Below are 13,710 nucleotides of genomic sequence, written 5' to 3'. Positions count from 1 at the left end.
GATGGCCACCGTGACGGGCAGCAGCCAGGGCACGGACACCGGCGCCGGCGGGTTCGCGGGGCCGGTCCCCGTGGCGCGGCCGCGCCGGCTGCGGCGCACGCCCGCGATGCGCCGGCTCGTGGCCGAGACCCGCCTGCACCCCGCCGGGCTCGTGCTGCCGGTCTTCGTGCGCGAGGGCCTCGAGGAGCCGGTGCCGATCTCGTCGCTGCCCGGCGTCGTCCAGCACTCGCGCGCCTCGCTGCGCCGGGCCGCCGCGGAGGCGGTCTCGCTCGGCCTCGGCGGGATCATGGTGTTCGGCGTGCCCGAGCGGCGCGACGCCGTGGGCTCGGGCGCGACCGACCCGGACGGGATCCTCAACGTCGGCATCGCCGAGATCCGCGACGAGGTGGGCGACGACCTCGTGGTGATGGCGGACCTCTGCCTCGACGAGTTCACCGACCACGGCCACTGCGGCGTCCTCACGCCCGGCGGCGAGGTGGACAACGACGCCACGCTCGAGCGCTACGCGGACATGGGCGTGGCCCTCGCCCGCGCCGGGGCCCACGTCGTGGGCACCTCCGGGATGATGGACGGCCAGGTGGGCGTCGTGCGCCGGGCCCTCGACCTCGCCGGCGCGCAGGACGTGTCCGTGCTCGCCTACGCCGCCAAGTACGCCTCGGCGTTCTACGGCCCGTTCCGCGAGGCCGTCGACAGCCAGCTCCAGGGCGACCGCCGCACCTACCAGCAGGACCCCGCCAACCGCCGCGAGGCGGTGCGCGAGGTGCGCCTCGACGTCGAGGAGGGCGCGGACCTCGTGATGGTCAAGCCCGCGTCGCACTACCTCGACGTGCTGCGCGACACCGCCGACTCCGTCGACGTGCCCGTGGCGGCGTACCAGGTCTCGGGCGAGTACGCCGTCATCGAGGCCGCGGCCGCGCACGGCTGGATCGAGCGCGAGCGCGCGGTGGTCGAGTCGGTCACCGCCATCCACCGGGCGGGAGCCGGCGTCGTGCTCACGTACTGGGCGAGCGAGCTGGCCCGCTGGATCGCGGACGGCCGCGCATGAGCCGGCCCTACCCCGACTCCGCCCCCGCCTCGCAGGCGCTCTTCGCGCGCGGGCGCACGGTGACGCCGGGCGGGGTCAACTCCCCGGTGCGCGCCTTCCGCGCCGTGGGCGGCACGCCGCGGTTCATGGCCTCGGGCCACGGCCCCTGGCTCGTCGACGCCGACGGCCGCGACTACCTCGACCTGGTCTGCTCGTGGGGGCCGCTGGTGCTCGGCCACGCCCACCCGGACGTGGTGGACGCCGTCACCGCCGCCGCGGTGCGCGGCTTCTCCTTCGGCACCCCCGCCGAGGGCGAGGTGCGCCTCGCCGAGGAGATCGTGTCGCGGGTGCCCGCCGTGGAGCAGGTGCGGCTGGTGAGCAGCGGCACCGAGGCCACGATGTCGGCGATCCGGCTGGCCCGCGGGTTCACCGGGCGCACGAAGGTGGTGAAGTTCGCCGGCTGCTACCACGGGCACGTCGACTCGCTGCTGGCCGCCGCGGGCTCGGGCATCGCGACGTTCGCGCTGCCCGACACCCCGGGCGTCACCGGCGCGCAGGCCCACGAGACCCTCGTGCTGCCCTACAACGACCTCTCAGCGGTCGAGGCGGCCTTCGCCGCGCACGGCGACGACATCGCGGCCGTGATCACGGAGGCGGCCGCGGCGAACATGGGCGTCGTCGCGCCGCACGAGGGCTTCAACGCCGGGCTCGCCCGGATCGCCCACGAGCACGGCGCCCTGCTCGTCGTCGACGAGGTGATGACCGGGTTCCGCGTCGCCCGCGGGGGCTGGCTCGAGCTCGAGGCGCGCACCGACCCCTCCTGGGCGCCGGACCTGGTCACGTTCGGCAAGGTCATGGGCGGCGGCCTGCCCGCGGCCGCGTTCGGCGGCCGGGCCGACGTCATGGCCCACCTCGCGCCGGCCGGGCCGGTCTACCAGGCCGGCACGCTGGCCGGGAACCCCGTGGCGGCCGCCTGCGGCCTGGCCACGCTCCAGCGCTGCGACGCGGGCCTCTACGCCCACCTCGACGCCACCGCCGCCCGCGTGGCCGCGCTGGTGTCCGAGGCGCTCTCCGCGGCGGGCGTCGTCCACGCGGTCGCGACGGCGGGCAACCTGTTCTCGTTCTTCTTCCGCGAGCAGGCCCCGCGCGACTACGACCAGGCCCGCGACCAGGAGGCCTGGAGGTACGCCGCGTTCTTCCATGCGATGCTCGACCACGGGGTCTACCTGCCCCCGAGCGCCTTCGAGGCGTGGTTCGTCTCGGCCGCCCACGGCGACGCCGCGCTCGACCGGCTGGTCGAGGCGCTCCCGTCGGCGGCGGCGGCCGCCGCGGCGGCGCGCCCGGACATCGCGAAGGAGTACGCGTGAGCACCCGCACCGTCGTCCACCTGCTGCGCCACGGCGAGGTGCACAACCCCACCGGGGTGCTCTACGGACGGCTGCCCGGGTTCCGGCTCTCCGAGCTCGGCGAGCAGATGGCCGAGCGGGCGGCCGAGGCGCTCGCCGACCGCGACGTGACCGTCGTCGTCTCCTCCCCGCTCGAGCGGGCGCAGCAGACCGCCGCCCCCGTGGCGGCGCGGCACGGCGTCCGCGTGACGATCGACGACCGCGTGCTCGAGGCCACCAACGTGTTCGAGGGCCAGCGCGTGAGCGTGGGCGACGGCGTGCTGCGCCACCCCGGCACCTGGCGCCACCTGTGGAACCCGATCACGCCGAGCTGGGGCGAGCCCTACGCCGAGGTGGCCGGGCGGATGCGCGCCGCGGTCACCGCCGCGCGGCACGCCGCCCGGGGCCACGAGGCCGTCGTCGTGAGCCACCAGCTGCCCATCTGGATCGCCCGGCTCGACGCCGAGAACCGCCGCTTCGTCCACGACCCGCGCCGCCGCCAGTGCGGCCTGGCCAGCCTCACGTCGCTGGCCTTCGACGACGACCGGCTGGTGGCGATCGCCTACACCGAGCCCTCGGCCGACCTCGTGCGGCTCTCCCGCACGGCTGCGACCGCCAAGGGCGCCTGAGCCCGTGCCCGCCCGCACCCGGCGCGCGACCGGCCCCGGAACCCGGGGGCGGGCCCCGCACGTCACCCCCGGCGGGGCGCCGCGCCCCGCGTCAGCGATGCTGATCCCGTCCGACCCCCGAGCGAACCAGGAGCCGACGCCGTGAGAGCCCGACGGACGCGTGCCGTCGCGCTGGCGCTGCTCGCTGTGGTGGCGCTGGCCGGGTGCTCCACGACCACCGGGTCCACCGACGGCTCGCTGGGCTTCGTCGCCGGCGACGGCTCCGTGGTGCTGCTGCCCTCGGCCGAGCGCGCGCCGGCCCCCTCGCTGTCCGGCACGACCCTCGACGGCGCGCGGCTCGACCTCGCGTCGCTGCGCGGCAAGGTCGTCGTCCTCAACTACTGGGCCTCGTGGTGCAGCCCGTGCCGCGAGGAGGCGGGCGCCCTCGACCGCGCCTACCAGGCCACGCACGGGCAGGGCGTCGACTTCGTCGGGGTCGTGGCCGGGGGCAAGGACTCCGTGGAGAACGCCGCCGCGTTCGTCCGCCGGTTCGAGGTGCCCTACCCGTCGCTGTACGACGGCGACCAGAGCATCGTGCTGGCGCTGTCCGGCACGCTGCCGCCGGACGCGATCCCGTCGACCCTCGTGCTCGACCGGCAGGGCCGCATCGCCGCGCGCACGCTCGGCGCGGTCGACTACTCGGGCCTGCGCGGCATGATCGACCCCGTCCTGGCGGAGAAGGCCTGAGATGAGCGCCGTCGAGACCGTCGCCACCGGGTCGCTGCTGCTCGCCGCGCCGATCGCGTTCGCCGCGGGCGCGGTGTCGTTCCTCTCCCCGTGCGTGCTGCCGCTCGTGCCCGGCTACCTGTCCTACGTCACCGGCCTCACCGGCGCGGAGCTCGCCGGCGAGGAGGAGACCACCACCACGACGGCCGCGCCGTCGGCCGGGTCCGCGAGCGGCGAGCCGGAGCAGGCCGTCGCGGCCGAGGGCACCGCGGGCGGGACCGGCGCCGGGGTCAGCACGCGCGTGCTCGCCCCGGACCAGGTGGCCCGGGCGCGCACCAAGGGCCGCGTGCTCGCCGGCTCGGTGCTGTTCGTCCTCGGGTTCACGGTGGTCTTCGTGTCCTACGGCGTGCTCTTCGGCGCCCTCGGCGAGGCCCTCGTGCGCTACCAGACCACCATCACGCGGGTGCTCGGCGTGCTGGTGATCGGGCTCGGCCTGGCGTTCCTCGGCCTCATGCCGGGCGCGCAGCGCGAGTGGCGGCTGCACCGCACCCCCACGCTGGGCCTGTGGGGTGCCCCGTTCCTCGGCGTGCTGTTCGGCCTCGGCTGGACCCCGTGCATCGGCCCCACCCTCGGCGCGGTGCAGACCCTCGCGTTCACGCAGGCCAGCGCCGCCCGCGGCGCGCTGCTGTCGGTCTTCTACTGCCTGGGCCTCGGCCTGCCGTTCGTGCTCGTGGGCCTGCTCTTCCGCCGTGCGCTGGGCGCCATCGGCTGGGTGCGCCGGCACAACCGCCTCGTGATGCGCCTGGGCGGCGCGATGCTCGTGGCCATCGGCGTCCTGCTCGTCACCGGGCTGTGGGACGACCTCACGATCAGCATGCGCTCGTGGGCGAGCGGGTTCGGGGTGCCGCTGTGACCGAGGTGCGCGACACCGCGCCGGAGCCCGAGCAGCTGGCCCCGATGTCGACGGCGCCGGCCCAGGGCGACGACGCCGCCGGACAGGTGGGGATCGGCATCACCGGCTGGCTGCGCTGGGTCTGGCGCACGCTCACGAGCATGCGCACCGCGCTGATCCTGCTCTTCCTGCTCGCGGTGGCGTCCTCGATCGGGTCCTTCTTCCCGCAGCGCGGCACGAACCCGATGCGGGTCACGGACTACCTCGCCAACGACCCCAAGGGCCCCTTCCTCGACAAGCTGGGGTTCTTCGACGTCTTCTCCGCGCCGTGGTTCGCGGCCATCTACCTGCTGCTGTTCGTCTCGCTCGCCGGCTGCGTGCTCCCGCGCTCGCTCCAGCACTGGCGCGCGGTGCGCACCCGCCCGCCGGCCGCTCCGCGCAACCTCGCGCGGCTGCCCGAGCACCGCGTCGTCGAGCCCGCGGAGGGCGCCACCCCGCAGGGCACGCTCGACGCCGCTGCCGCGCACCTGCGGCGGCGGCGCTGGCGGGTGGACACCACTGCGTTCGACGGCCGCACGGGCACGGTCGCGGCGGAGAAGGGCTACTCCCGCGAGACCGGCAACCTGGTGTTCCACCTGGCGCTGCTCGGGCTGCTGCTCGCCGTCGCCTACGGCTCGCTCTACGGGTTCAAGGGCACCGTGATCGTGCGCGAGGGCTCCACGTTCGCCGACAACCGGGCCCAGTTCGACGCCTTCGCCCCGGGGGTGGCGTTCGACTCGGCGACGCTGCCGCCGTTCGCCTTCACGCTCGACCGCTTCACCGCCGACTACCAGCGCGGCGGCCAGCAGAACGGCGCCGCGCGCGAGTTCTCCGCCGACGTCACCGTGGTGACCGAGCCCGGTGCCGCGCCGCACCCGCAGACGATCCAGGTGAACGACCCGCTCGAGGTGGGCGGCGTCAAGGTGTTCCTGGTGGGGCACGGCTACGCGCCCACCATCACGATCAAGGACTCCGACGGCAACGTCGTGTTCCACGACTCGGTGGTCTTCCTGCCGCAGGACTCCAACTTCACGTCCACCGGCGTCGTGAAGGCGCCGGACACCGTGCCGCAGCTGGGCCTTCAGGGGTTCTTCCTGCCGACGGCCGCCGTGGACCAGGTGCAGGGCCCCCACTCGACGTTCCCGGCGCCGGACGACCCCGCGGTGTTCCTCTCCGCCTGGGCCGGCGACCTCGGCCTGGACTCCGGCGTGCCGCAGTCGGTCTACAAGCTGGACACCAGCCGGATGACGCGCCTGGGGATCGACGCCCTGCGCCCCGGCGAGAGCTGGACCCTGCCGGGCGGGCACGGCACGGTCACCTTCGACGGGTTCGAGCAGTGGGCCTCGTTCAGCGTCGCCCGCGACCCGGGCATGGCGCTGGCCCTGCTCGCCGCGCTGCTGGCCATCACCGGCCTGGCGCTCTCCCTGCTGGTGCGCCGGCGCCGGGTGTGGGTCCGCGTGTCGGCCGACGAGCAGGGCGTTACGGTGGTCGAGGTCGCGGGCCTGACCCGGTCCGAGCACACCGGTGTGACCGAGGAGGTCGACGCGCTGGCCGGCGAGCTCGGCACCACCACGACGACGACCAGCGCAGGCCGCGCGTAGGGGCACGAGGGAGAACAGGTGTCGGTCAACGAGACGCTCGCGACGTACAGCAACTACCTGGTCTACGGCGCCATGGCGGCCTACACGATCGCGATGATCGCGTTCGCGGCCTCGCTGGCCGCGACCCGCGGCCGCGACCTGGTGCCCGCCGGCACCGCCGCGGGCGCCGAGGGGGCCGGCGGCGTCGCCGTCGCCACCCGCGTGGAGACCACGGTGGGCGGCCCGGACGACGGCGCCCTGCCGCCCGGTCGCCGCGCGGGCAACATCGGCATGGCCACGATGTGGGCCGGCACGGCGCTGCTGTTCGCAGGCGTCCTGCTGCGCGGGCTGTCGGTCGGCCGCGCGCCGTGGGGCAACATGTGCGAGTTCTCGATGACCTCGGCGCTCGGCGTCGCGATCGTCTTCCTCGTCATCTCGCTGCGTCGCGACGTGCGCTGGATGGGCCTGTTCGTCGCCATCCCCGTGCTGCTCGCCCTCGGCAGCGCGATGACCTTCCTCTACACCGACGCCGAGCAGCTCGTGCCGGCGCTGAAGTCCTACTGGCTGCTCATCCACGTCTCGGCCGCCGTGATCTGCGGCGGCGCGTTCTGCGTGGGCGCCGCGGTCACCGTGCTGTTCCTGGTCGCGGACTCGGCCGAGCGCGCGGCGCTGGCCGGTCGCTCGTACCGGCTCGAGTGGCTGGCCCGCCGGCTGCCGGAGTCGGGCCGCCTGGACGCGATGGCCTACCGCATCCACGCGTTCATGTTCCCGCTGTGGACCTTCGCGATCGTGGCCGGCGCGATCTGGGCCGAGAACGCCTGGGGCCGCTACTGGGGCTGGGACCCCAAGGAGACGTGGGCGTTCATCACCTGGGTCGCCTACGCCGCCTACCTGCACGCGCGGGCGACCGTCGGGTGGAAGGGCCGCAAGGCCGCGGTCGTGGCCCTCATCGCCTTCGGGTGCTTCCTGTTCAACTACTTCGGGGTGAACATCTTCATCACCGGCCTGCACTCCTACGCGGGCGTCTGACCCCGACGGACAGGGGCGCGAGGATGCGGCCGGACGACCCGTCGGCCCGGGGCGGACGGCCGGACGGACCGCCCGGGCGCGGTGGCGCGGGAGGCGACGTACCCTCGTCCTGGAGGCGGGCCGGCGACGCTCCGCCCGCACGGACACGGGAGGTGGCGCGGTGCTGAGGTTCCTGCTCTACGCGGTGCCCGCCGTCATCGTGCTCTACGCCCTCATCGACGCGATCCTGACCCCGCGCGAGGAGGCCCGCCTGCTGCCCAAGTGGCTGTGGCTGGTGCTCGTGGTGATCGTCCCGCTGGCCGGGGCGCTGGCCTGGCTGCTCGCCGGCCGCCCGCGCTCCGAGTCGGTGTCGGGCGGGATCGTCTCCCGGCGGCCCGGGCCGGCCGCGCCGGACGACGACGCCGCGTTCCTGCGCACGATCGACGACGCCACCTGGTCGCAGCGCATGCGCCAGCGCCGCGAGAGCACCCCGCCGCCCCCGCCGCCCCCGGCGCCCGAGCAGCAGGAGCACCCGGCGCCGGACGGCCAGGCGGGCAGCGCCGACTCCGCCGGCCTGTGAGCGCCACCGCCGGCATCCCGGCGCGGCGCCTCCACCGGCGCCTGACGTAGCGTGGTCGCGTGGACGACGACACGACGACCGCCCCTTCGGGCGACCCGGCCCCGGCCGCTCCGGACCCGCAGAGCGGCCCGACGCCGGATCCCGCCGGCGACGCGGCCCCGGCCGAGGGCGCTCCGGCCGCGGCCGGCCCGCCCGCCGGCGGGCACCCCGTGCTCGTCTACACCGGCCTTCGCATCGCCGTGCTCGCCGCCGTGGGCGGCGTGCTCTACCTCGTGGGCCTGCGCGGGATCTACCTGATCCTCTTCGCGTTCCTGGTCTCCGGCGTCATCAGCGCCTTCGTGCTCAGCCGGATCCGGGAGTCCGCGGCGTACGGCATCACGAGCGTGGTCCGCGGGATCGGCGACCGGATCGACGCCTCGACCCGGGCCGAGGACGTGGACGACTCCGCCGACTTCGACGAGCGCCCCGGCAGCTGAGGGCGGGATCAGGCCAGCGCGGCCTGCACCACCAGGCCCGCCGAGAGGGCCACGGCGAAGCCGAGCAGCAGCAGGCCGGTGCCGGCGAGCACGGGCACGAGCTCGCGCCCGACCGCCCCGCTGCGCACCACCTGGGCGGGGGCGACGGCCAGCGGCGCGGCCACCAGGGACAGCAGGGCCCAGGGGACGCCGACGATCGCGAGCGAGACCGCCACCAGGAACGGCACCGCCACCGCCAGCGAGTACGCGATGCGCGTGCCGCGGTCGCCGATGCGCACGGCCAGCGTGCGCTTGCCCGCCTGCGCGTCCGTGGGGATGTCGCGCAGGTTGTTGGCGAGCAGGATCGCGACCGAGAGCGAGCCGGCGGCGACGCCGCACCCCACGGCGACGGCCTCGACGGTGAGGGTGAGCACGTACGTCGTGCCCACCACGGCCACGAGGCCGAAGAACACGAACACGAACAGCTCGCCGAACCCGGCGTAGCCGTAGGGCCGCGGGCCGCCGGTGTAGAACCACGCCGCGAGAATGGCCGCGAGCCCCACGAGGACCAGCCACCACGCGTGCGTGAGCAGCACCAGCGCGAGCCCCGCGGCGGCCGCCACGGCGAACGACAGCAGCGCGGCGAGCCGCACGTGCGACGCCGGCGCGAGCCCCTGGCCCACCAGCCGCACCGGGCCCACCCGGGCGTCGTCGGTGCCGCGGACGCCGTCGGAGTAGTCGTTGGCGTAGTTCACGCCCACCTGCAGGGCCAGCGAGACCACGAGGGCCAGCAGCGCGCGGCCGACGAACTGCGCGTAGCTGGTGGCCGCGTCGGGCGACAGGGCCGCCACCGCCGCGGCCTCTGCGGCCGGCAGGGTGCGCAGCTGCGCCGCGAGCGGCTCGCCGTCGAGACCGGACAGGACCAGCACCGCGTGCAGCACGTACCAGCCGGCGGCGGTGCCGAGCAGCACGGGGGCCACGGCCGCGGGCAGGGTGCGGGGCCGCGCGCCCTGCACCCACTGACCGACGCTCGCCACGAGGGGGGAGTCTGTCAGTCCCCGGCTGCCGGGGCCTCCCGGGACGCGCCGGTCATGGCGCGCAGCGCCTCGCGGTCCGGCTTGCCGTTGGGCAGGTGGGGGAGCGAGTCCAGGCGGACCCAGGCCCGGGGGACGGCGGCCCGCCCGAGCGCCCCGGCCACCCTGCGCGCCAGTCCGTCGTCGTCGGGCGTCGTGCCGTCGGCGCGCGGGGCGAGGTAGGCGGTGAGCGTGCTGCCCCAGGTGTCGTCGGGAGCCGCGAGCACGCACGCGTCGGCGCACACCTCGGCCAGGACGTCGGCGACCGCGGAGACGGCCACGTTGACCCCGCCCACCTGCACGACGTCGTCGACCCGGCCGAGCACCTCGAGGACGCCGTCGGCGCCGAGCCGGCCGACGTCTCCGGTGAGCAGCCGGCCCTCGGCGAACGCGGCCTCGGTGAGCGCGGGCTCGTCGAGGTAGCCGCGCGCCAGCGTGGGGCCCCACAGGGCGATCCGCCCGACGCCGTCGGGATCCGGGTCCACGATGCTCGCGCCCACGCCCGGCAGCGCGGTGCCGTCGTAGAACATCCCGCCGCTGGTCTCGGTCATCCCGTACGTCGTCACCGCGGCGACGCCGGCCTCGCGCAGCCGCGCGAGCAGCACCGGCGGGGTGCGCGCGCCGCCGAGCAGCACCGCGGCGTAGGCGCGCAGCGCGTCGCGGCCGGCGGGGTCGTCCAGCAGCCGGGCCACCTGGGTGGGCACGAGCGAGGTGTACGCGGGCAGGTCGTCGTCGAGCGCCGCCGTGGCCTCGGCGAAGGCGCGCGCGGTGAATCGCTCGGCACCGCCCACCGACGCGAGCACCACCGGGTCGCGGCCGCTCACGAGCGAGCGCACCAGCACCTGGAGCCCGCCCGCGCCGGTGACCGGGATGGCCAGGGTCCAGGCGCCGGGGCCGCCCAGGCGGGCGTACGCCGCGTGCGCGGACGCGAGCAGCGCCGCCCCGGGCAGCAGCACGCCCCGGGGGCGTCCGGTGGATCCGCTGGTGGCCAGCACCACCGCGACGTCGGGGTCCGTCCCGTGGCCCCGGCCCACCACCGCGGCCCGGGCGCGCTCGGCGGCCGTGTCGTGACCCGCGGGCACCACGCCCAGCGCCGGGCCGTCGCCGGCGAGGGCAGCGGGCAGCGCGGCGAGCAGGTTCGCCACGCCGGCGGGGCCGGGGACGACCTCGAGCACGCGGACCGGCCGGCGTCCCGCCTCGCCGTCGGCGTCGCGGGGTGCGGGTGCTCCGCTCGGCCTGGTCACGCCGGCCAGCCTAGGCTGGCGGCGTGAAGCCGTTCCTCGCGCGCCTGCGGTCGTGGTGGTGCGCGTTCGTCTCGGGCCTGGGGTGAGCCCCGACCAGGTCGTCCCGTTCGCCCTGCCGATGGCCCGGCGCTTCCGCGGCACCACCGTGCGCGAGGGCGTGCTGCTGCGGGTGGGCGGCTCGTGGGGCGAGTGGGCGCCGTTCCCGGAGTACGACGACGCCACCGCCGCCCGCTGGCTGCGCGGGGCGCTCGAGGCCGCCGAGGGGCGCTGGCCGGCCGCCGTCCGCGACACCGTCGAGGTGAACGCGATCGTGCCCGCCCTCGGGCCGCAGGAGGCCGCCGGGCTCGTGGCCGACGCCGTCACCGCCGACGGCTGCACCACGGTGAAGGTCAAGGTGGGCGAGCGCGGCCAGGTGTTCGACGACGACGTCGCCCGCGTGGCGGCGGTGCGCGGCGCGCTCGACGACTGCGGCGCCCCGCAGGGGCGCGTGCGGGTCGACGTCAACGGCGCCTGGAGCGTGGAGGAGGCCGCCGAGCGGCTGGCCGTGCTCGACGACGTCGCGGGCGGCCTGGAGTACGCCGAGCAGCCCTGCGCCACGCTCGAGGAGCTCGCCGCCCTGCGGGCGCGCTGCCCGGTGCCGGTGGCCGTCGACGAGGGTGTGCGGCTGGCCGCCGTGCTCGACGCGCCCACCGTGGAGCGGGTGCGCGCCGCCGCCGACGTGCTGGTGCTCAAGGCGATCCCGCTGGGCGGCGTCGCGGCGGCGCTCGAGGTGGCGGCCGCGGTGGGGCTGCCGGTGACGGTGAGCGGGTCGCTGGACTCGAGCGTGGGGCTCGCGGCCGGGGTGGCGCTGGCGGCGAGCCTGCCCGACCCCCCGCTGGCCTGCGGGTTCGGCACCGGCCGGCTGCTCGCCGCGGACCTGACCGCCGTCACGGTGCTGCCCCGTGACGGCAGACTGTCGCCCGTGCGCACCAGCCCCGACCCCGACTCCCTGGCCCGCGCGGCGGACCGGCTCGGCCCCGAGCGGGCGCGCTGGTGGACCGCCCGGCTCGAGCGCTGCCTCGCCCTCGTGGGGGAGGACCGCCGGTGAACCCGTCCACCGCCCTGGCCCGCGTCGTCGTCGACGAGATCGTCGCCGGCGGCGTCCGCGAGGTGGTGCTCGCGCCGGGCAGCCGCAGCGCCCCGCTCGCGCTCGCCCTCGCGGCGGCCGACGCCGACGGCGACCTGCGGCTGCACGTGCGCGTCGACGAGCGCAGCGCCGGGTTCCTGGCGCTCGGGCTGGCCAAGGTGTCGCGCGAGCCGGTCGCCGTCGTGGTCACCAGCGGCACCGCCGCGGCCAACCTCCTGCCCGCGGTGGTGGAGGCGTCCTACGCCGGGGTGCCGCTGCTGGCGCTCACCGCGGACCGGCCGCCCGAGCTGCGCGACACCGGGGCCAACCAGGCGATCGACCAGCTGCGGCTGTTCGGCGGTGCCGTCCGGTGGGCCGCAGAGCTGGCCGTGCCCGAGGCCCGCGTGGGCCAGGTGCGCTACTGGCGCTCCGTGGTGGCCCGGGCCGTGGCGGTGAGCACCGAGCCGGGGATGCCCGGGCCGGTGCACCTGAACGTGGCCCTGCGCGACCCGCTCGTGCCGGACGGCGACGAGACGTGGGTGGAGCCGCTCGGGCTGGCCGCGCCGGGCACCGAGCGCGCCGAGCGCACGCCGGCCGCCACCGACGCCCGGCTCACCATGGCCGCGGCCCAGCCGCTCGACGAGGTGCTGGCCCTCGTGGCGGGTCCCGACGTCGACCTCGACCGGGTGGTGCCCGCCCGCGGGGTGGTCGTGGTGGGCGACGTCGCCGACGTCGAGACCAGCGACGCCGCGATCGCGCTGGCGGAGGCGTGCGGCTGGCCGCTGCTGTCCGAGCCGAGCGGCAACGCGCGCAGCGGCGACACCGCGCTGGCCCACGGGCCGCTGCTGCTCGCCGACGACGCCTTCGCCGCCACCCACAAGCCTGACGTCGTGGTCTGCGTGGGCACCGTGGGGCTGTCGCGCTCGGTGCTGCGGATGCTGCGCGAGGCGCCGCTGGTGGTGGTGGCCGACGAGCGCGACGCGGTGCACCGCCCGGACCCCACGCGGACCGCGACGGTGTTCGTCTCCGTCGTCCCGGAGCCGCCGACGGCGTTCGAGGAGTACGACGACTCCTGGCTCGACTCCTGGCTGGCCGCGGACGCGCGTGCCGCCGCGGCCGTGTCCAAGCGGCTCGACGACGCCACCGGGCTCACCGGGCCCGACGTCGCGCGGACGCTGTGGGACGTGCTGGACTCCAGCTCGCTGCTGCTCGTGGGCTCGTCGTGGCCGGTGCGCCACCTCGAGGCGTTCGCCCGCGTGCGCGACAGCGAGGACGTGCCCACGGTGATCGGCAACCGCGGCGCGTCGGGCATCGACGGGCTGCTGTCGACCGCGTGGGGCGCGGGTCTGGCGCACCAGTCGACCCGATCGGCACTGACCGTCGACGAGGACGGCGCCGCCGAGGTCGTGTCCGTCACCGGCGGCACGGCGTACGCCCTGGTGGGCGACCTCGCGTTCCTGCACGACCACAACGGCCTGCTCGTGGGCGACCACGAGCCGCGCCCGGACCTCGTCGTCGTGGTGGTCGACAACGACGGCGGCGGCATCTTCAGCCAGCTCGAGCAGGCCGGCGCCGAGCACTTCGAGCGGGTGTTCGGGACGCCGCTGGGCCTCGACCTCGCGGCGGTGGCGCGGGCGGTCGCGGTCGACCACGTCGCGGTGGTCGAGGACGTCACCTCGCTCGTGGCCGCCCTCGACGAGGCCACCGCCGCGGGCAGCGTCCGCGTCGTCGTGGCGAAGGTCGGCGACCGTGAGGCCGAGGCGGCGCTGCTGCGCGACCTCCAGTCCGGCGTCAGCGCCGCGCTGCGCGAGCTCGACGACGCCTAGTCTCCGCGGTGACCTATCCACCCCGAGAAAGAACCGGCTACTTGATGCTGTTCGGTAGCTCGAGACCTGCGCGAGGCTTCGGGTCAGGTGCCGGCGGGTCGCTCGCGAACCGGCTGCCCAGCCTTCTGGCTGTGGCTCGCGAATGGCTTGCGATCCCGCCTGGCA

Annotated in this window: 13 protein-coding genes; 11 read left to right on the top strand and 2 right to left on the bottom strand. The window is 76.3% G+C overall.

What is annotated here, in order from left to right:
- The first annotated feature begins 1 nt into the window (after nt 1).
- The 9 genes from hemB to GC157_15855 all read left to right on the top strand — a co-directional run bounded on the left by hemB (nt 2) and on the right by GC157_15855 (nt 8,318).
- Nucleotides 2–1,045, top strand: a complete 1,044-nt coding sequence (gene hemB, locus GC157_15895; protein ID MBI1378940.1) for a porphobilinogen synthase — start codon at nt 2–4, stop codon at nt 1,043–1,045.
- Nucleotides 1,042–2,391, top strand: a complete 1,350-nt coding sequence (hemL, locus tag GC157_15890) for a glutamate-1-semialdehyde 2,1-aminomutase (protein MBI1378939.1) — start codon at nt 1,042–1,044, stop codon at nt 2,389–2,391. The genes hemB and hemL overlap by 4 nt, the downstream gene beginning before the upstream one ends.
- Nucleotides 2,388–3,038, top strand: a complete 651-nt coding sequence (locus GC157_15885; GenBank protein ID MBI1378938.1) for a histidine phosphatase family protein — start codon at nt 2,388–2,390, stop codon at nt 3,036–3,038. Before hemL ends, GC157_15885 begins: the two co-directional genes overlap by 4 nt.
- Nucleotides 3,039–3,179: 141 nt before the next feature.
- The gene (locus GC157_15880; protein MBI1378937.1) at nt 3,180–3,764 is read left to right on the top strand and encodes a redoxin family protein; all 585 of its coding nucleotides are present in this window, start codon (nt 3,180–3,182) and stop codon (nt 3,762–3,764) included.
- A gap of 1 nt (nt 3,765) precedes the next feature.
- Nucleotides 3,766–4,656: a cytochrome c biogenesis protein CcdA gene (locus GC157_15875; GenBank protein MBI1378936.1), complete on the top strand. Its 891-nt coding sequence runs from the start codon at nt 3,766–3,768 to the stop codon at nt 4,654–4,656.
- A gap of 44 nt (nt 4,657–4,700) precedes the next feature.
- Entirely contained in the window at nt 4,701–6,275 is a 1,575-nt protein-coding gene (locus GC157_15870) for a cytochrome c biogenesis protein ResB (protein MBI1378935.1), read from the top strand.
- A gap of 72 nt (nt 6,276–6,347) precedes the next feature.
- Entirely contained in the window at nt 6,348–7,283 is a 936-nt protein-coding gene (gene ccsB, locus GC157_15865) for a c-type cytochrome biogenesis protein CcsB (protein MBI1378934.1), read from the top strand.
- A 109-nt stretch (nt 7,284–7,392) separates the two neighbouring features.
- Nucleotides 7,393–7,842, top strand: coding sequence for a hypothetical protein (locus GC157_15860; protein ID MBI1378933.1), 450 nt, complete (start codon nt 7,393–7,395; stop codon nt 7,840–7,842).
- 209 nt (nt 7,843–8,051) lie between these two features.
- Nucleotides 8,052–8,318 carry a DUF4229 domain-containing protein gene (locus GC157_15855; GenBank protein MBI1378932.1) on the top strand — a complete coding sequence of 89 codons (267 nt, stop codon included), beginning with the start codon at nt 8,052–8,054 and terminating at the stop codon, nt 8,316–8,318.
- A gap of 8 nt (nt 8,319–8,326) precedes the next feature.
- Here GC157_15855 and GC157_15850 read toward each other — a convergent pair whose 3' ends face one another.
- Both GC157_15850 and GC157_15845 read right to left on the bottom strand, forming a co-directional pair.
- Nucleotides 8,327–9,334: a 1,4-dihydroxy-2-naphthoate polyprenyltransferase gene (locus GC157_15850; protein MBI1378931.1), complete on the bottom strand. Its 1,008-nt coding sequence runs from the start codon at nt 9,332–9,334 to the stop codon at nt 8,327–8,329.
- A gap of 14 nt (nt 9,335–9,348) precedes the next feature.
- A complete protein-coding gene (locus tag GC157_15845; protein ID MBI1378930.1) occupies nt 9,349–10,545 on the bottom strand; it encodes an AMP-binding protein in 1,197 nt (398 codons plus the stop codon).
- Nucleotides 10,546–10,732: 187 nt separating this feature from the next.
- On the opposite strand from GC157_15845, the gene GC157_15840 reads away from it, so the two are divergent.
- Both GC157_15840 and menD read left to right on the top strand, forming a co-directional pair.
- A complete protein-coding gene (locus GC157_15840) occupies nt 10,733–11,701 on the top strand; it encodes an o-succinylbenzoate synthase (GenBank protein ID MBI1378929.1) in 969 nt (322 codons plus the stop codon).
- A complete protein-coding gene (menD, locus tag GC157_15835; protein ID MBI1378928.1) occupies nt 11,698–13,545 on the top strand; it encodes a 2-succinyl-5-enolpyruvyl-6-hydroxy-3-cyclohexene-1-carboxylic-acid synthase in 1,848 nt (615 codons plus the stop codon). Before GC157_15840 ends, menD begins: the two co-directional genes overlap by 4 nt.
- Nucleotides 13,546–13,710: the final 165 nt, after the last annotated feature.

The sequence above is a fragment of the Frankiales bacterium genome (assembly GCA_016125335.1).
In the GTDB taxonomy this organism is placed as follows: Bacteria; Actinomycetota; Actinomycetes; order S36-B12; family CAIYMF01; genus Longivirga.
Note: the sequence above shows the minus strand (reverse complement) of the source record. Positions and strands in the feature narration are given on the sequence as shown.